General features: G+C 56.3%; 18 protein-coding genes. 16 read left to right on the top strand and 2 right to left on the bottom strand.

All coding sequences use genetic code 11. The features are described 5' to 3' along the window. The first annotated feature begins 51 nt into the window (after positions 1-51). The 3 genes from ACR0IU_RS13260 to murJ are packed head-to-tail and all read left to right on the top strand — an operon-like array spanning position 52 to position 5,541. A complete protein-coding gene (locus tag ACR0IU_RS13260; protein WP_170771893.1) occupies positions 52-1,224 on the top strand; it encodes a penicillin-binding protein activator in 1,173 nt (390 codons plus the stop codon). After that, positions 1,184-4,003, top strand: coding sequence for a [protein-PII] uridylyltransferase (locus ACR0IU_RS13265; protein WP_480716582.1), 2,820 nt, complete (start codon positions 1,184-1,186; stop codon positions 4,001-4,003). The genes ACR0IU_RS13260 and ACR0IU_RS13265 overlap by 41 nt, the downstream gene beginning before the upstream one ends. After that, positions 4,000-5,541 carry a murein biosynthesis integral membrane protein MurJ gene (murJ, locus tag ACR0IU_RS13270; RefSeq protein ID WP_480716583.1) on the top strand — a complete coding sequence of 514 codons (1,542 nt, stop codon included), beginning with the start codon at positions 4,000-4,002 and terminating at the stop codon, positions 5,539-5,541. Before ACR0IU_RS13265 ends, murJ begins: the two co-directional genes overlap by 4 nt. 7 nt (positions 5,542-5,548) lie before the next feature. On the opposite strand, the gene ACR0IU_RS13275 is transcribed toward murJ, so the two are convergent. After that, positions 5,549-6,235, bottom strand: coding sequence for a rhomboid family intramembrane serine protease (locus ACR0IU_RS13275; protein WP_480716584.1), 687 nt, complete (start codon positions 6,233-6,235; stop codon positions 5,549-5,551). An 86-nt stretch (positions 6,236-6,321) separates the two neighbouring features. On the opposite strand from ACR0IU_RS13275, the gene trpS reads away from it, so the two are divergent. Beyond that, positions 6,322-7,350 carry a tryptophan--tRNA ligase gene (trpS, locus tag ACR0IU_RS13280; RefSeq protein WP_170474329.1) on the top strand — a complete coding sequence of 343 codons (1,029 nt, stop codon included), beginning with the start codon at positions 6,322-6,324 and terminating at the stop codon, positions 7,348-7,350. 62 nt (positions 7,351-7,412) lie between these two features. Here trpS and ACR0IU_RS13285 read toward each other — a convergent pair whose 3' ends face one another. Then, entirely contained in the window at positions 7,413-8,462 is a 1,050-nt protein-coding gene (locus ACR0IU_RS13285; RefSeq protein WP_480716585.1) for a Leu/Phe/Val dehydrogenase, read from the bottom strand. 129 nt (positions 8,463-8,591) lie between these two features. Between ACR0IU_RS13285 and ACR0IU_RS13290 the strand changes: the two genes are divergently transcribed. From ACR0IU_RS13290 to ACR0IU_RS13345, 12 genes are all read left to right on the top strand, one after another. Then, a complete protein-coding gene (locus ACR0IU_RS13290) occupies positions 8,592-9,044 on the top strand; it encodes an Lrp/AsnC family transcriptional regulator (RefSeq protein WP_010442863.1) in 453 nt (150 codons plus the stop codon). Positions 9,045-9,111: 67 nt separating this feature from the next. Beyond that, entirely contained in the window at positions 9,112-9,975 is an 864-nt protein-coding gene (locus tag ACR0IU_RS13295; protein WP_480716586.1) for a branched-chain amino acid aminotransferase, read from the top strand. Positions 9,976-10,048: 73 nt separating this feature from the next. Further along, on the top strand, positions 10,049-10,504 hold the full coding sequence (locus ACR0IU_RS13300; protein WP_010442861.1) for a universal stress protein: 456 nt from the start codon (positions 10,049-10,051) through the stop codon (positions 10,502-10,504). 8 nt (positions 10,505-10,512) lie between these two features. Beyond that, positions 10,513-11,106 carry a DsbA family protein gene (locus tag ACR0IU_RS13305; RefSeq protein ID WP_480716587.1) on the top strand — a complete coding sequence of 198 codons (594 nt, stop codon included), beginning with the start codon at positions 10,513-10,515 and terminating at the stop codon, positions 11,104-11,106. A gap of 69 nt (positions 11,107-11,175) precedes the next feature. Beyond that, the gene (locus tag ACR0IU_RS13310; RefSeq protein WP_170474317.1) at positions 11,176-11,739 is read left to right on the top strand and encodes a NifU family protein; all 564 of its coding nucleotides are present in this window, start codon (positions 11,176-11,178) and stop codon (positions 11,737-11,739) included. Next, complete coding sequence (gene tsaB / locus ACR0IU_RS13315) at positions 11,729-12,319, top strand: tRNA (adenosine(37)-N6)-threonylcarbamoyltransferase complex dimerization subunit type 1 TsaB (protein ID WP_480716588.1); 591 nt, start codon at positions 11,729-11,731, stop codon at positions 12,317-12,319. The genes ACR0IU_RS13310 and tsaB overlap by 11 nt, the downstream gene beginning before the upstream one ends. Before the next feature lie 11 nt (positions 12,320-12,330). After that, complete coding sequence (locus tag ACR0IU_RS13320) at positions 12,331-12,735, top strand: GNAT family N-acetyltransferase (RefSeq protein WP_480716589.1); 405 nt, start codon at positions 12,331-12,333, stop codon at positions 12,733-12,735. Between the two features lie 147 nt (positions 12,736-12,882). Beyond that, positions 12,883-13,881: a BMP family lipoprotein gene (locus ACR0IU_RS13325; RefSeq protein WP_010442856.1), complete on the top strand. Its 999-nt coding sequence runs from the start codon at positions 12,883-12,885 to the stop codon at positions 13,879-13,881. A gap of 88 nt (positions 13,882-13,969) precedes the next feature. Further along, positions 13,970-15,499 carry an ABC transporter ATP-binding protein gene (locus ACR0IU_RS13330; RefSeq protein ID WP_170474311.1) on the top strand — a complete coding sequence of 510 codons (1,530 nt, stop codon included), beginning with the start codon at positions 13,970-13,972 and terminating at the stop codon, positions 15,497-15,499. A gap of 3 nt (positions 15,500-15,502) precedes the next feature. Further along, entirely contained in the window at positions 15,503-16,597 is a 1,095-nt protein-coding gene (locus ACR0IU_RS13335; protein ID WP_170544552.1) for an ABC transporter permease, read from the top strand. Beyond that, positions 16,597-17,565 carry an ABC transporter permease gene (locus tag ACR0IU_RS13340; protein WP_480716590.1) on the top strand — a complete coding sequence of 323 codons (969 nt, stop codon included), beginning with the start codon at positions 16,597-16,599 and terminating at the stop codon, positions 17,563-17,565. The genes ACR0IU_RS13335 and ACR0IU_RS13340 overlap by 1 nt, the downstream gene beginning before the upstream one ends. Before the next feature lie 90 nt (positions 17,566-17,655). Further along, positions 17,656-18,579, top strand: a complete 924-nt coding sequence (locus tag ACR0IU_RS13345; protein WP_480716591.1) for a sulfite exporter TauE/SafE family protein — start codon at positions 17,656-17,658, stop codon at positions 18,577-18,579. Positions 18,580-18,646 lie beyond the last annotated feature (67 nt).

Consider the following 18,646-nt stretch of genomic DNA (forward strand, 5'->3'; position numbering starts at 1 on the left):
ATCAATAGACTAAGGTGCCCTCAGACGCCGGATCAGGGAGTTTTCTTTTAGATGTTTACCGTTTGCAAGCCCGCACGCAAACTGGCGAAATCCGCCATCGCTCTGGCTACGGCCGCATTCCTCGCTGCTTGTGATACCGGAGGCTTGGGTGGAGGTCCTTCGATCGACGCCTCAGACCCGGTCCCGGTTGCGCTTCTGGTGCCAAGCGGATCGCCTCAATCTGGTGATGCCGCCCTTGCGCGAAGCCTTGAGAATGCCGCACGTCTGGCGATCGCGGATTTGCCGAACGTCAAGATTGACCTGCGGGTATATGACACTGCTGGAAATGCAGGAACAGCATCGAGTGTCGCACAGCAAGCCGTTGCGGATGGGGCTAAGATCATTCTTGGTCCAGTATATGCGCAGGCGGCCAATGCGGCGGGCCTTGCTGTTCTAAACAACAACGTCAACGTGCTGTCCTTCTCGAATAACACCAGCATTGCGGGCGGCAATGTTTATGTGCTCGGGCCTACATTCCAAAACACGGCCAACAGGCTCGTGAACTACGCCGGACAGCAGGGCAAGAACAATACTGTCATAGTGCATAGCAATGACTCGGCAGGCCAGTTGGGCCGGTCTGCCATTGCCACCGCGCTCAGCAACAGCCGCGTCAATAATGCGGGTACCGTTGGATATGACCGGTCTCAGCAGGGAGTGATCGATTCGGTTCCGACCATCAAGGCGACAGTCGACTCAACTGGCGCGGATTCGATCTTCTTGACTGCAACGACGGCGGGCGCACTGCCCCTCTACAGCCAATTGCTACCAGAGGCAGGCGTTTCACCGGCAACAACGCAATATATCGGCCTGACGCGCTGGGACATCCCGGCACAGACGTTGGAATTACCAGGTGTCCAAGGCGGATGGTTCGCGCTACCTGATCCTGCAAAGGCACAGGCCTATCGCCAGCGGTACAATAATACATATGGCGAAGCACCGCACCCGATCAGCGGGCTTGCCTACGATGGGATTGCCGCCATTGGCGCGTTGGTGAGCCAAGGCAAATCCGATGCCCTGACTGGGGCGGCTCTGACCCAAAACGCCGGATTTCAGGGTGTAGGTGGTATCTTCCGCCTGCGACCTAACGGTACGAATGAACGCGGTCTGGCGGTTGCCACGATCCAGAACAAACAGGTGGTTGTGATTGACCCTGCCCCACAAAGCTTCTCTGGCGCCGGATTCTGAGCGACTGGCGCTGGCCACCGCGTCTAAAGACGACCTGATCTGTTCAGCCGACGAGATTTTTGACAGCGTTTCCGTCGATGCCAGATTGTCCGATGCAATTAAAAACAGCTCGGACAACGCAGCGTTGCGCGCAGAAACAGTTCGTATTCTGCGAGACGCCCAAAAGGATGGGCGCGAGGCGATTTCCGATTCATTTTCACAGCGCCCATTCGATGCACACCCTCTGACACATTCCTATACCTATCTGACGGATCAGATGGTGCGGACCGCAATGCGGGTCGCAACCGAGCATTTGCACCCGCTCGCCAATCCTACTCGTGGGGAAAAAATCGCCGTATTGGCGGTCGGCGGCTATGGCCGGGGTGAAATGGCTCCCTCCTCTGACGTGGACCTGCTGTTTCTGACGCCCTACAAAATCACCGCCTGGGCCGAGAGCGTGATCGAATCCATGCTCTACATCCTCTGGGATTTGCGACTGAAGGTTGGGCATTCTTCGCGTACGATCAAAGACTGTTTGCGCTTGGGTGCAGATGATTTCACCATTCGCACCGCCATGCTAGAGCAGCGTTATCTCGTCGGGGATCAGGCGCTTGCGCAAGAGCTTGAAGAACACCTGAAAAGCGAGCTGTTCAAGGGTACTGAGCGGGAATTTATCGAAGCCAAGCTGAAGGAACGGGATGAGCGGCACCTGAAACAAGGTGAGCGCTATATGGTTGAGCCCAATGTCAAAGAAGGCAAAGGAGGCCTGCGCGACCTGCAGTCGCTCTACTGGATCGCAAAATATATCTACAGCGTGAAAGATGTTGCCGAACTGGTCCCGATGGGTTTGTTCACACCGGAAGAGTTCGGTGAATTCGTTCAGGCCGAAGAATTCCTTTGGGCTGTCCGGTCGCATCTGCATCTGGTGACCGGTCGCGCGACAGAACAGCTGACTTTCGATCTGCAGGTCGAGGTGGCGGATCGCATGGGCTACGAAGACCGCGCGGGTCGGCGCGCCGTCGAAGTATTCATGCAGCGGTACTTCCGCGAGGCGACACGTGTGGGCGAGTTGACCCGCATATTCCTGACCAAGCTGGAGGCGTCCCATATGAAGGGCGCGCCGTTACTGGAACGCATTTTTCGCCGTCGACGTCGGATCAAGGCCGGGTACAGGGTTGTTCATGGCCGTCTGGATATCGCAGACCCCGACAAATTCCTGTCAGACAAAGTCAATCTGCTGCGGCTGTTTGAGGAAGGCCTGCGCACAGGCATGTTGATCCACCCTGACGCCATGCGTTTGGTTACGGCAAACCTGAACCTGATCGACGAAGACATGCGCAACGACAAAGAGGCGCGGCGCATTTTCCTTGATCTGATGCTGAAACACGGCAACCCCGAACGGGCCCTGCGCCGAATGAACGAGTTGGGTGTACTGTCGGCCTTCCTGCCCGAGTTCGAACACATCGTAGCGATGATGCAGTTCAATATGTATCACAGCTATACTGTGGACGAACACACGATCCAGTGCATCGTAAATCTGGCCCAGATCGAACGCGGAGAGCTAATCGAAGAGCTGCCGCTGGCGTCCTCGATCCTTGAGCGAAGCGTCAATCGCAAGGTCTTATACGTTGCCTTGCTGCTACACGATATTGGGAAGGGGCGGCCTGAAGATCACTCGATCCTCGGCGCTCAAATCGCTCGCAAGGTGGCGCCGCGTCTGGGACTGAACAGGGCAGATTCCGAAACCGTGGAATGGCTGGTGCGATACCATCTGTTGATGTCCGATATGGCACAAAAGCGCGATATTTCTGATCCGCGCACAATCCGCGACTTCGCCAAAGCGGTTGAAACAGTAAAGCGATTGGATTTGCTCACGGTGCTGACGGTCTGTGACATTCGTGGTGTCGGGCCGAATACCTGGAACAACTGGAAAGCCACATTGCTGCGCGCCTTGCACGCGGACACCAAGCGCGCGCTGGAATCCGGCATGGAGGCTCTCAATCGTGCCAACCGTGGCGCAGAGGCGAAAAAGCAGTTGCGCGCTGAGTTGGAAAACTGGTCCAAAGCCGATCTGAAGACTGAAACCGGGCGACACTACGATCCTTATTGGCAAGGGTTGAACCTTGCGACCCATGTCGAATTTGCGGAGATGCTGAAATCTCTCGAAGACAGCGGTGACCCCGCGGCGGTCGAGATCCGATTGCATCCGGATGAAGATCGCGACGCGACCCGCGCTTGCTTTGCCATGGGCGACCACCCGGGTATCTTTTCTCGGATTGCCGGGGCGCTGGCTCTGGTTGGGGCCAACGTTGTGGATGCACGCAGCTATACGACAAAAGACGGTTATGTGACCGACGCATTCTGGATACAGGACGCCGAAGGCCATCCGTTCGAAGCATCTCGCCTTCCGCGTCTGACCCAGATGATCCACAAGACGCTGAAGGGTGAAGTGGTGGCAAGGGACGCCCTAAAGTCACGCGACAAGATCAAAAAACGTGAGCGCGCCTTCAACGTCCCAACACACGTCACCTTCGACAATGAAGGCTCGGAAATCTACACGATCATCGAGGTCGACACGCGTGATCGGCCCGGCCTGCTTTATGATCTGGCCCGAACATTGGCGGCAGCCAATGTTTACATCGCGAATGCGGTGATCGCGACCTATGGCGAACAGGTGGTTGATACATTCTACGTCAAGGATATGTTTGGTCTGAAATACCATTCTGAGGCCAAGCAGCGTGGCTTGGAGGCCAAGCTTCGTAATGCCATTGCCGAAGGTGCGGAGCGGGCCGCCTCATGAAGCCGATCCGCCTGATCTCGGGCTTTTTCACCGTTGGCTTCTGGACCCTCGCCAGCCGTATTCTGGGTTTCCTGAGAGAGATTCTGCTGACCGCCTTAATCGGCCCGGGCCCGGTTATGGATGCCTTTGTCGCAGCGTTCCGCCTGCCCAACATGTTCCGTCGCTTCTTTGCTGAAGGTGCATTTAATGCTGCCTTTGTGCCGATGTTCTCGAAACGCCTGGAGGGCGATGAGAACGCAGAGGGCTTTGCGCAGGACGCATTCAATCTGTTGGCGGTGGCTGTGCTGGCCTTGGTCGGGTTAGCGATGGTTTTTATGCCCGGCTTGGTCTGGATTACCGCTGAAGGTTTTTACGGAGACGAGCGCTTTGATCTGGCAGTGGACTATGGATACGTCGTGTTCCCCTACATTCTATTCATGTCTCTTGCCGCGTTGTTTTCCGGTGTTTTAAACGCGACTGGCCGATTTGCGGCCGCCGCTGCAGCACCAGTGTTGCTGAACATCTTCGCCTGTTTCGCATTGATTTTTGGAGCCATGTCGGGAGGGGACGTGATCCGCTGGCTGATCGCAGTCATCCCAGTCGCTGGTGTCGCACAACTCGCATTAGTCTGGGTTGCCACTGAACGCGCCGGAATTCGTATCCGGCCGGGTCGGCCGACGCTTAGCCCAGAAATGCGGCGTATGGTGCGGATCGCTGTGCCAGCGGCGCTGGCCATGGGGGTGACGCAGGTCAATTTGGTAGTGGGGCAGCTTGTAGCTTCCAAAACCGAAAAAGCCATCAGTTGGTTATTTGCAGCGGATCGTTTGTATCAGCTGCCTTTGGGAGTGGTCGGAATCGCAGTTGGCATCGTATTATTGCCTGACCTATCGCGCCGTTTGCGCTCAGATGACAAAGACGGCGCCCGCGACGCGTTTTCTCGGGCCGGTGAGTTCACTTTGCTTTTGACCCTACCCTCAACGGTTGCCTTTCTCATCATTCCTGGCCCATTGGTCTCGGTTCTGTTCCAACGCGGCCAGTTCAGTGCCGAGGATACGGCAGCGACCGCTCTTGCCGTCGCAATCTATGGCATCGGGTTGCCTGCGTTCATGTTGCAAAAACTGTTACAGCCGCTGTTCTTCGCCCGCGAGGATACAAAATCACCGTTTAGATACGCCGTATTTGCGATGGCGGTGAATGCCGGGCTTGCCTTTGGCCTGTATCCCTTCGCCGGTTGGATTGCGCCCGCGATCGCAGCCTCGACCGCTGGTTGGGCGATGGTAGCTTTGCTGGCAATCGGCGCGCGGAAGATGGGGGACGAGGCACGGTTTGACGACCGATTCAAACAGAGAATCTGGCGGATCGTGGCCGCCTCGGCGGGCATGGGCGTTGTGTTGTTTGCTGCGATCCACTTGATTGGATGGGCGTTTGGCATACCCGGCTGGCGCTACCTGGCGCTATTGATGCTCATCGTTACCGCAGCAATTGCCTATTTCTTGTTGGGCCACGTCTTCGGCGCGTTTAGGCTTTCAGAATTCCGAAATGCACTAAAACGAGGCTGAATTTGCACTAATCACGCCTTGTTTTGCTGAGAATGCGCGCCCAACCGCCCGGAGCGAGAAAGAAAGACAAACCAAACCCGGTGGCAAATCCACCCAGATCGGCAACCCAATCCGGCGTGCCGCCGAAGATCAAACCGAAGAGCAGCTGAATCCCCATTAGCACCGCGATCAGGCTGAAAGCGCGGGATTGGTTTTCGCCGACTAGTGAAAGCTTACGCCACAACAACCATGTGAACGCACCGATCAACCCGTAGACAGGCGGAAACCCCCCAACCAGAGGATAGGGCGGGTTCAGCAAAACGGCATAGGCCAGCGCTCCGCCCACGCCAGACACCACAAAGATGATCAGCATGGAGATGCTGCCAAACACCTCGGCAACCATTTTCCCCATTGCCAGTACAAACACGCAAACAAATATCGCTTGCGTAAAATTGGCCTGGACAAAGGGATAGGTCACAAAGCGGATCACATGTTCGAACGGCCAACGCCCGTTCTGCACCATCCAGTCGAAGATATCAGGCGAGAACGTGTATTGCTGCAACGCGTCCAGCCGCCATCCAACCGCAGTTGGACCTCCGACCAGCCCGCGGCCGCCAAGCATAAAAGCCAGCTCGATCCCCATGATGAACAGAACTAATGCCACCACGACCGGCGGCAGAGGGTTCACGGGCGGTGTATAATGCTCACTGCTCATTGGGCTGGCCTTTCGCGGCTGTTGACGTCCCTTTGCCTCATGGGTAAGCGACGGGGGCTGATTTTTCCAGACAGGAGTTTCCTTCGATGACCGAGACCCAATTCACGCCGCGCGTGTTTTCCGGCATCCAGCCTTCAGGAAACCTGCACTTGGGTAACTATCTGGGTGCACTCAAACGTTTCGTGGATATGCAGGGGCCGGAGTATGAGACCGTCTACTGCATGGTTGACCTCCACGCGATTACTGTCTGGCAAGACCCGGATCGCCTGCGTGAGAAGACTCGTGAAGTTTGCGCTGGATTCATTGCCGCCGGTCTCGACCCTGAGAAATCCATCCTGTTCAATCAGAGCCAGGTGCCCGAGCACACGCAGTTGGCCTGGATCTTCAACTGCATCGCCCGGATCGGTTGGATGCAGCGTATGACGCAATTCAAGGACAAGGCCGGGAAGAATGCGCAAAACGCGTCGTTGGGTCTGTTCGCTTATCCCGCACTGATGGCTGCGGACATACTGGTGTATCACGCGACCCATGTGCCGGTCGGTGAAGACCAGAAGCAGCATCTCGAACTGACGCGCGACATCGCAATCAAGTTCAACCATGACTATGGCGTTGATTTCTTCCCCGTGACCGAACCGGTCATCGGTGGCCCAGCGCCACGCGTGATGAACCTGCGCGACGGCTCGCGTAAGATGTCTTCCTCGGACCCGTCCGATATGACGCGGATCAATATGACTGACGATGCCGACGCCATCGCCAAGAAGATCCGCAAGGCCAAGACTGACCCGGATGCACTGCCCTCGGAAGTGAAGGGGCTTGAAGAGCGGCCCGAGGCACGAAATCTGGTGAACATCTACGCTGCTCTTAGCGATCAGACTGCCGAGCAGGTTTTGGCAGAGGTCGGTGGCAAACAATTCGGCGAGTTCAAGCCGATGCTGGCTGAATTGGCGGTTGAGAAGCTGTCACCCATCTCCTCCGAGATGGCACGTCTGATGGGAGAAGAGGCTGAGATCGACCAGATACTTGCCCGCGGGGCTGAACGGGCGCGTGCGCTTGCCTCCCCGATCTTGCAAAAAACCTACGAGATTGTGGGCATGGTCGGTGCAGGCAAGTCCTGATGATCAGAACCCGATCTAGAAACGCCGCCCAGTCCGGGCGGCGTTTTTTGTTTGGCAGTCCATTATGCGGCCTTAGGGCGCAGCATTTCATGCACAATGGATTCAGCGACCTCATGCGGGCTAACCGCTTCGATCTTGGCCCTCGTCAGGATGCGATCCATCGTCTGCTCAAGCGCCTTTAATCTATCAGCGACCCAAGCTTCACGCTCTTCTACGCGCAGGATTTCTGTTGCCACATTAATGATGCCACCCCCGTTAGCGACAAAGTCGGGTGCGTAAAGAATGCCGCGCTGGTGAAGCAACCGCGCATCGCCAGCACTGGCCAACTGGTTGTTTGCGCCGCCAGCCACGGCGCCGACCTGCAACAACGGAATGCTTGTTTCGTTAAGGATACCCCCGATGGCGCAGGGGGCAAATATGTCGGCCTCAACACCATAAATCATATCGGGGGCCACAGCCTGAGCCGCATACTGTTCAGCAACACGTGCCGATTGGTGGGCATCGATATCTGTGACGATCAGCCGTGCGCCTGCATCATGAAGCAACTGACATAAATGCGCGCCTACATGACCAAGCCCCTGAACCGATACGGTCAGGCCATCCAGATCAGTTCGCCCAAAACGGTGCTGCGCAGCCACCCGGATCGCGTTGAATATTCCGCGTGCCGTGATGGGGGATGGATCACCGCTCGCAAATTCCCCGTCTGCCAGCCCTGCCACAAAGTCAGTCCGGGACCCGATATGGGCCATGTCAGCGGGCGTCATACCCATGTCTTCTGCGGTCCAGTACTGGCCGCTCAGGCTTTGCACCGCTTGACCGAAGGAACGCAGAAGATCGGGTGATTTATCGACGTGCGGGTCACCAATAATAACGGCCTTGCCACCCCCCAGAGGAAGATCAGCTGCAGCGTTCTTGAAGGTCATGCCCCGCGCCAATTGCAAGGCATCATTCAATGCCTCAGCGGCATGCCCGTAGGGGCGCATCCGCACACCGCCTGCCGCAGGACCGCGTTGCGTCGAGTGAACTGCAATATATCCCAATAGACCAAGTGCGCTGTCCTTGAATTCGACCACGCGCTCGTAATCTGGCGCGTCTATGATGGTGATGTCCATTCTTCTCCTCCGGGCTACCCAGTGGAGTTTGCCATCTGTCGACGAGTGAATTTCACCTATTTATCGCTACCAGCAGAAGTATTTTAGGGGTATTCTTCAATCAACTCGAAAATGATGGAGTTTTTCACTATGGATGACATCGACTCCAAGATAATCCGTGCCCTCCAGAATGATGGCCGCATGACTGTTATCGATCTGGCAGACCATGTCGGGCTGTCCCCGACACCTTGCGCCCGGCGCTTGGATCGATTGCAACGAGATGGGATTATCACCGGGTACGCCGCTCAGGTAGACCCCGAGCAGCTTGGCTTCGGCGTTACGATTTTTGTCTCTGTCGAGTTGGAGAAACAGGATCGCAGCGCCATCGATTCCTTTGAAAAGGCAATTCGGCGGTGTGATGAGGTGATGGAGTGCTATCTCATGACAGGCTCGCGTGACATCTTGCTGCGCGTCGTGGCCAAAGACCTCAACGCATTTGACGCCTTCTTAGAAAACCGACTGATGAAAATACAAGGCATCAGAAATCTGCGTTCAAACTTTGCCTTGCGCACCATGGTCAAACGTGAGTCGCTGCCTCTGTAACGCGGATAATCTGCTGGACCTTGCCTCGGCCCCAACCTAGGTTTCCCGAAGCTTGAGGGAGGGCGCAATGGCAGTCGGCAAAAACATCCGCACCTATTTCGAAGGTCAATGGCATGATGCGGACGCCCCGATCATGCGCGCAGCCGACCATGGCGCATGGCTTGGCTCCTCTGTATTTGACGGCGCCCGCTTCTTTGATGGAATGACCCCGGATCTCGATGCCCATTGCGCTCGGGTCAATCGCTCGGCCGAAGCTCTGATGCTAACGCCTTCGGTGACTACGGAACAGATGGTCGAACTGGTTCAGGAGGGGCTACAAAGTTATCCAACAGATACTGCAGTTTACATTCGTCCTATGTATTGGGGCATCGACGGAGACCCAACCGCAATCATCCCCCAGGAAGACAGCACTGGCTTCGCCATTTGCCTGGAAGAAATCCCGATGGCGCCCGAATCCGCCTCGGCCACGCTGACGACAACCCGCTTCCGTCGCCCCGTTCTGGAATCTGCCGTGGTTAACGCCAAAGCGGGCTGCCTCTATCCGAACAACGCCCGGATGTTGCAGGAGGCGCGTAGCAAAGGTTTCTCGAACGCGTTGGTTGCCGATGCGATGGGGCACGTGGCGGAAACCGCGACCGCCAATATTTTCATGGTTCGCGATGGAGAAGTTTTCACCCCGATTCCCAATGGAACATTCCTTGCCGGCATCACCCGGGCGCGACACATCAAGAATCTGCGCGCCGATGGGGTGAAAGTGCATGAATCTGTGCTGAGCTTTGAGGACTTTCACGATGCTGACGAAGTGTTCATGACCGGTAACATGAGCAAAGTGACCCCAATCACCGCGCTGGATGACACCCAGTATCAGGTGGGTCCAATTGCTCGTCGCGCACGCGAGATGTACTGGGATTGGGCTGCGAGCAATCGCTGATCGACTCCCTGCCCGTTTCAGTTGCCTCTGCGCATCCTGTGGGGCATGATCCCGAAAACAAACGAGGACAAACATGCGCAAGTTCCTAGTCGTTCTGGACGACAGCCGTGAATGCCTGAACGCCATGCGCTTTGCCGCAATGCGCGCGGCCCATACTGGCGGTGGGGTTACGGTTCTTTCGGTAATTCCGCCGGATGAATTCAACCATTGGATCGGCGTCGCTGAGGTGATGCGTGAAGAAGCACGCGAGCGTATTCACGCGCATTTCGAAGTGTTCGCCAAATGGATGCGTGACAAGCAGGGTGTCGAGCCCGAATTGGCCATTCGCGAAGGCGACCCGGTTCCTCAAATCATCGAACACGTCCAGTCCGACTCTGAAATTGGCGTGTTGGTGCTGGGCGCTGGCACTGACAAGAAGGGCCCCGGACCATTGGTAACCCAGCTAACCCGGAACTCTGGCAGTCTGCCTATTCCGGTCACTATTGTGCCCGGCGACTTAAGCAAGGAAAAGCTGGAAGCCATCACCTGAGGCTCTTCATGCCAGCAACATTGCTATTTTGGTTCGATTTCGCGTCGACCTATTCCTATCTCAGCGCTATGCGCATCCAACAGGCGGCCGCAGAAAAGAAAGTCGCCGTGGAATGGCACCCATTTCTTCTGGGCCCGATCTTTGCTGAACAGGGATGGAACAACTCGCCGTTCAATCTGTATCCCGCAAAGGGCCGGTACATGTGGCGGGATATGGAACGGCTTTGTGCAGCGCGCGATCTACCATTTCAGCAGCCCAAAAATTTTCCACAAAACAGCCTGCACGCGGCGCGTCTGGCATTGGCAATTGGATCAACTAATCAACGTGGTGCATTTGTACGCGCCGTCTATTCTGCACAATTCGGAGCGGGACAAGACATCTCGGACCTCAAGGTTCTGGCGGAATGCCTTGCCAGTTCAGGCGTTTCGCAAGATGTGATGGAACAGATTGGTAGCCCCCAGATCAAATCCGCGCTGTTCGAACAGGTCACTCGGGCCATGGCTCTGCACATCTTCGGCGCACCAAGCTTTATCGCCAAAGATGAATTGTTCTGGGGTGACGACCGATTGGATGACGCGATTTCCTTTGCCGCATCAATTTAGAACGATTCCAAATCTTGACTTCCCCCGTCCGGACGCGCATATCAGATACACCTTAAACGGAGCCGCGCCATGTTTATCCAAACTGAATCCACGCCCAACCCGGCAACTCTGAAGTTTTTGCCCGGTCAGACGGTTCTGGAAGCGGGTACTGCAGATTTTCCAAACGCTGAGGCGGCCGAGAAATCTCCGCTCGCCACTCGTATCTTTGGCGTCGCGGGTGTGACAGGAGTGTTCTTTGGCAATGATTTTGTCACGGTGACAAAATCCGATGATGTCCAATGGGATCACATCAAACCCGCCATCCTTGGCGCTGTAATGGAGCATTACCAATCCGGTCAGCCCGTCATGGGCGCAAACGTTGATGCAGGCGCAGGGCACGCCGAACATACCGGCGAAGACGCTGAAATTGTACACCAAATCAAAGACTTATTGGACAGCCGTGTGCGGCCTGCCGTGGCACAAGATGGCGGCGACATAACATTCCATGGCTTCGACAAGGGGATTGTTTATCTTCACATGCAAGGGGCCTGTGCGGGATGTCCATCCTCCACGATCACTCTGAAAATGGGTATCGAAAACCTGCTACGGCATTACATCCCGGAAGTGATCGAGGTTCGCCCCGTTGCGATCTGATCCAACCATCCTGGCATTCGACACATCGGCCGCGCATTGCGCGGCCGCTTTGTTGCAAAACGGTGTGATTGTTGCGTCCTGCGTTGAGCCCATGTCGCGCGGGCAGGCTGAGAGGTTGATGCCTTTACTGGAAGAGTTGTTGGAAGAGAACGAATGCAACTGGCGAGATCTGGACGCGATTGGTGTCGGGGTTGGCCCCGGAAACTTCACCGGGATTCGAATCTCGGTCTCGGCTGCCCGAGGACTGGCGCTTGGTCTGGACGTTCCCGCAGTCGGTGTATCGGGCTTCGATGCCTTGGCCGAGTTGGCCCCCAAAGGCCACTTACCTGCGATTCCCGCTCCTCGCGACCAAGTTTATTTGATGCCAGATGGAGCAGAAGCGCGACTGGTCGCGCGACACGACGCAGAATCATTGGGCAGACTATATCTTTGCGATCAGCCTGATCGGCAGGTTCGCACTATTGCTCGATTGGCGTCGCGGCGTTTGGCCTCGACGCCCACTCCACCCGCACCTTTATATGTTCGCCCTGCAGATGCCGCGCCTTCGCGCGACGTACCTCCGGTCTTGCTTGACGAATGACGCCACAGGAAATGGCTCATATCCATGCCGCCGCGTTCCATCAGAGCCGCCCTTGGGTTGCAGATGAGTTTGCCGAGCTTTTGGCAAATCGCTTCATCCATGCAATTGGGGACACAAGATCATTTGCGTTGGTTCAGGTGATTGCCGACGAAGCGGAACTACTGACGATAGCAACCCATCCAGATCACCAAAGGAAGGGATTGGCGCGAAAGATAATGGTAGAATTCCACGCCTACGCGGATCAGGCTGGGGCTTCGCGGGCGTTTCTGGATGTTGCCTCGGACAATGACGCGGCAATCGCTCTTTACCAAGCATGTGGATACGAAGCATGCGGCATACGCAAGCGCTATTACCTGCGCGAGAACGGTCCAAACGTCGACGCAATCGTCATGGAATGTCGTTTTCACGGCAATTAATCACTTTTTTAGACCATATGGTCAAATTTCTATTGACCGAAGCTGTTGCAAACAGCTTCAATTCCCGCCATCACAACATGTATGCTCGCTCTGAGTGGGTATCGGGGGATTCAGCCCCGGACCGATAATAGCCAACGGGAGTAACAAATGACCCTTATGAAATCTTTGATGGGCGCAGCCGCTGCGGTTGCACTGACGGCAGGCGCAGCCCTTGCAGAACCGGCCCTGATCTTTGATCTGGGCGGTAAGTTCGACAAGTCATTCAACGAAGCGGCCCATAACGGCGCGTCTCGCTGGGCCGAAGAAACGGGCGGTACATACCGCGAGATTGAGATGCAGTCCGAAGCACAGCGCGAACAGGCCCTGCGTCGTTTCGCCGAAGCCGGCTCGAACCCGATCATCACCATGGGCTTTGGCATGGCTGACCCGCTGGCCGCGGTTGCAGCTGACTACCCTGACACAACCTTTGTGGTAGTTGACGTGACATGGCTGGACGCCCCGAACCTGCGTCAGGTTGGCTTTGCCGAGCATGAAGGCTCATACCTAGTTGGCATGATGGCAGCGATGGCATCGAAGACCGGCACTGTCGGCTTCATCGGCGGTATGGACGTGCCACTTATCCGCCACTTTGGTTGCGGATACGCACAAGGTGCCAAAGCCGTGAATCCCGACATCAATGTTGTTGCCAACATGACTGGTACAACTCCGGCAGCGTGGAACGACCCGGTAAAAGGCTCTGAGCTAACCAAAGCACAAATCAGCCAAGGTGCTGACGTGGTTTACGCCGCAGCTGGCGGCACTGGCGTTGGTGTTCTGCAGACCGCCGCAGACGAAGGCATCCTGTCGATCGGCGTTGACAGCAACCAGAACCACCTGCACCCAGGTAAAGTTCTGACTTCGATGCTCAAGCGCGTTGACGTCGCCGTTTATGAAGCGATGAAAGCGGGTGAGGACGTCGAAACCGGCGTATTCGTCATGGGCCTGTCCGAAGATGGCGTTGGCTATGCTATGGACGAGAACAACGCGCCACTGGTTTCCGACGATATGAAAGCTGCGGTTGACAAAGCTCGTCAGGACATCATCGACGGCAATGTTTCGGTTGTCAGCTACTATGAGAACGACAGCTGCCCGGCACTGCAGTTCTGATAACACACGGGGCGAAGGGTCAAACTTCGCCCCGAATGCACTCTGCCGCGATACTGATCGCGGTCCTTTCGGCAATTGAGGACAAGACATGACCGTCCCCGCCATTGAGCTCAAAGGGATTTCCAAAGCCTTTGGGCCGGTTCAGGCCAACAAAGACATTTCCATCAGCGTAGCCCCCGGAACGATCCATGGGATCATCGGAGAAAACGGTGCGGGCAAATCCACGCTGATGAGCATTCTCTACGGCTTCTACAAGGCCGACAAAGGTGAGATCTGGATCAACGGATCTAAGACCGACATCCCCGATAGTCAGGCTGCGATTGCAGCAGGCATCGGGATGGTTTTCCAGCATTTCAAACTGGTCGAAAACTTCACCGTATTGGAAAACATCGTTCTGGGTGCAGAGGATGGCGGACTGCTGGCCCCATCATTGGCGAAAGCCCGCAAAGAGCTGAAAGAGCTTGAAGAAGAATACGAACTGTTCGTGGACCCCGATAAGCGCATCGACGAAATTGGCGTTGGCATGCAGCAGCGGGTTGAGATCCTCAAAGCGCTCTATCGCAAGGCAGAAATTTTAATTCTCGACGAGCCGACCGGAGTGCTGACCCCCGCCGAGGCGGATCAATTGTTCCGCATACTTGACCGGCTGCGGTCCGAGGGCAAAACGATCATCGTGATCACGCACAAGCTGCGCGAGATCATGGAAAATACTGATACCGTCTCGGTGATGCGCCGCGGTGAGATGACCGCGACAGTCAAAACCGCTGAGACCAACCCACAGGAATTGGCCGAACTTATGGTGGGCCGCAAAGTTCTGCTCCAGGTCGACAAGGTGCCCGCGCAACCGGGCAAACCGGTTCTGGAGATCGAAAAGCTCAGCGTCACCGATTCGGCAGGTGTCGAGCGCGTGAAAGGCATCGACCTGACTGTTCGCGCAGGTGAAATCGTGGGGATTGCTGGCGTTGCAGGAAACGGGCAATCGGAACTGCTGGAGGTTCTGGGCGGGATGCGTCCCGGACAGGGATCAATCAAATTGAACGGGGAACCTCTGCCATTGCACGGCCCCGGCTCGGACGGTCAGGCACGGCGCGCGCAACACATCGCGCATGTGCCCGAGGATCGCCAGCGCGAAGGCTTGATCATGGATTTTTACGCGTGGGAGAATGTGGCCTTCGGCTATCACCGCGATCCTGCGTATAAGCGCGGGCTGTTCATGGACAATGCCGCACTGCGCGCCGACACCGAAGCCAAGATTGAGAAATTCGACGTACGCCCGCCCAATGGCTGGCTGACCGCCAAAAGTTTCTCGGGTGGCAACCAGCAGAAGATCGTCGTCGCGCGCGAGATTGAGCGGAACCCGGACCTTCTGTTGGTGGGCCAACCCACACGCGGTGTGGATATCGGTGCCATCGAATTCATTCATAAACAGATCGTTGCCCTGCGTGATCAGGGTAAGGCGATTCTGCTGGTTTCGGTCGAACTGGAAGAGATCTTCTCGCTGTCCGACCGGATCGCCGTGATGTTTGACGGACATATCATGGGCGAGCGTTTGCCCGCCGAGACGGATGAAAAAGAACTGGGCCTACTGATGGCCGGTGTTGCAGGAGAGGCCGCCTGAACCATGGAAAAAATGCCCAAATGGGCCGATGTGGTGCTGATCCCGATCATCAGCCTGCTGTTGGCCACAATCCTTTCGGCAATCGTTATTCTGGCCATTGGGGAAAACCCGATCGAGGCGGTCAACCTGATGGTCACAGGGGCCTTGGGTTCAACCTATGGCTGGGGTTATACGCTCTATTACGCGACAAACTTCATCTTCACCGGTCTCGCGGTTGCAGTCGCCTTTCATGCGCGACTGTTCAATATCGGTGGTGAGGGGCAGGCCATGTTGGGCGGACTGGGCGTTGCCATTGTCTGTCTATCAGTCCCATGGCCGCATTGGACCATTGCATTGTTGGCTGCCTGCGCAGCTTCGATGATCTTTGGGGCAGCTTGGGCTGCAATCCCGGCCTATCTGCAAGCCAAGCGGGGCAGCCATATCGTTATCACCACGATCATGTTCAATTTCATCGCCGCTGCTTTCCTGAACTACATGCTGGTCAATGTGATGCGCCCGCAGGGGTCGCAAGACCCGGCGACCGCCCGGTTCCCCGAGGCAGTACACTTGCCAACATTCCAGTCGATGTTCTCAAGCGCTGAAAACATCGTATTCCGGGGGGCGCCCGCGAATATTTCGTTCTTCGTAGCGATACTTGCCTGCATCGTGGTTTGGGCCCTCATCTGGCGCACGCGACTGGGATACGAAATCCGCGCCTATGGCCATTCGGAAACGGGAGCCGTCTATGCCGGTATCTCACCCGTGCGCATCACGATCATCGCAATGCTGATCTCGGGTGCCCTTGCAGGCATGATGGCTATCAACAATGTCATGGGCGAAGCAGAACGACTTGTCCTCAATTCGACCGAGGGTGCCGGATTTATTGGGATCGCCGTGGCTCTTATGGGTCGTTCCCATCCATTTGGCGTTTTCCTTGCTGCGATCCTGTTCGGATTTCTGTACCAGGGCGGCGCTGAATTGGCGTTGTGGACGTCGATCCCACGTGAACTGATCGTGGTCATTCAGGCGCTGGTCATCCTATTCACCGGTGCGCTCGATAATATGGTGCGCATGCCGCTTGAAAAGATCTTCCTGAGTTTTCGGAAGGGGGCAGAGTGATGGAATTTTTCGTTACCCTCATTCAGGTCCTCGATTCTACAGTTCGACTGGCCACGCCACTGTTGCTGGCTTGTCTGGCGGGTTTGTATTCCGAACGCGCCGGCATTTTTGACATCGGGCTTGAAGGCAAGATGCTTATGGCGGCTTTCTTCTCGGCTGCTATCGCCGCAGTAACGGGTTCGGTCTGGTTAGGGCTTCTGGCTGGGATCGGAGCGTCTCTGGTTTTGTCAGCACTGCACGGACTGGCTTCGATCACGTTTCGGGGCAATCAACTGATCTCGGGTGTCGCCATCAATTTCCTCGCGTCCGGTATGACGGTTCTGATCGCGCAAAGCTGGTTTCAACAGGGTGGACGCACTCCGTCTCTGTTTGGCGGCGGCCGGTTTGAGCCGATCAACTTCCCCTTCGCAAAAGCGCTGGAAGGTGTGCCATTCATCGGCCCGATATATTCCGAGCTGCTGTCAGGCCATTCAATCCTCGTGTATGTGGCGTTCCTGTTCGTTCCACTCACCTGGTGGATCTTGTTCCGCACTCGGTTCGGGCTGCGCTTGCGTGCGGTAGGCGAAAATCCTGCGGCGGTTGACACAGCCGGGGTCTCGGTCGTTGGTCTGCGATTTGCAGCCGTGGCCATCTGCGGCATTCTCTGCGGTATTGCCGGTGCGTATCTGGCGACAGCCTTGCAAGCCGGATTTGTAAAAGAAATGACAGCGGGTCGCGGTTTCATCGCATTGGCCGCGCTAATCTTCGCAAAGTGGCGCCCTTGGCACGCGATGTGGGCTTGCCTGTTGTTCGGGTTGTTGCAGGCGATTGCGCTGCGGTTCCAGAACATCGATCTGGGTGGGGTCGTAATCCCGGTCCAGGTGATGGACGCCCTGCCCTACATTCTGACCGTGGTGATTCTTGCAGGTTTTGTTGGCAAAGCCATTCCACCACGCGCGGGGGGTGAACCCTACGTCAAAGAACGCTGATAGAGCCAGTTCAGGACTGCTCCTCAGTCCTGTTTGCTGCAGAGCGGCATACAGAGTTGATTTTGTATGTCGCAACCGTTCTAAGGGGGTATGCACGTATACCTCCCCATAGCCGAAGTTTCGGTCAACCCTTTTCTGCTGCTTGGAATTGGCGGGTTGGTTGGTGTTTTGTCCGGTATGTTTGGCGTAGGCGGGGGGTTCCTGATCACCCCTATGCTTTTTTTCATCGGCATACCCCCGGCTGTGGCGGTGGCCACATCGGCCAATCAGGTTGTGGCCTCATCGTTCTCTGGGCTGATGGCGCACCTGAAACGCAAGACCGTTGACCTTGAGATGGGCACCGTCCTGCTTGGCGGAGGGCTGCTCGGTGCGGCCCTGGGAATGGTTGTTTTCAACTTTCTGAAACATCTCGGCCAGGTCGATCTGGCGGTTCAGCTTTGTTATGTCGTGTTCTTAGGCGTGATCGGCAGCTTGATGTTTGTCGAAAGCCTGAACGCTATCCGTCGCGCAAGGCAGTCAGGAAGTATCCCGGTCGCCAAGCGCCGGCAACGGACATGGGTCCACGCGTTACCCTTCAAAATGCGCTTTCGTGCTTCGAGCCTTTATATTTCAGTGATCCCACCCGCACTGGTCGGGTTCGGCGTTGGTATCCTATCAGCGATCATGGGAGTTGGCGGCGGGTTTATCATGGTGCCTGCGATGATCTATATCCTTGGTATGCCCACAAAAGTCGTGATCGGCACATCCCTGTTTCAGATCATATTTGTGGCTGGGTTCACGACGATGATACATGCCTCGACAAACTACAGCGTCGATGTGCTTCTTGCGGTTCTTCTTTTGATCGGGGGGGTTGTGGGCGCACAATTGGGCACCCAAATCGGCGCACGTTTGAAGGCCGAGCAATTACGCATTCTGTTGGCTCTTTTGGTCATTGCAGTTGCTGCAAAAATCGGATTTGACCTTCTCCTGACGCCGCCTGACTATTTTTCTCTCTCAGAACCCGGAGGAGTTTAGCCGTGTTGCAAGCTCTGCCCGCAAGCCACCCCGACCGCAAGAGAACGGGCCGGTCCAAGCCCGGTAA

The sequence above is a fragment of the Ruegeria sp. CL5 genome (assembly GCF_056536485.1).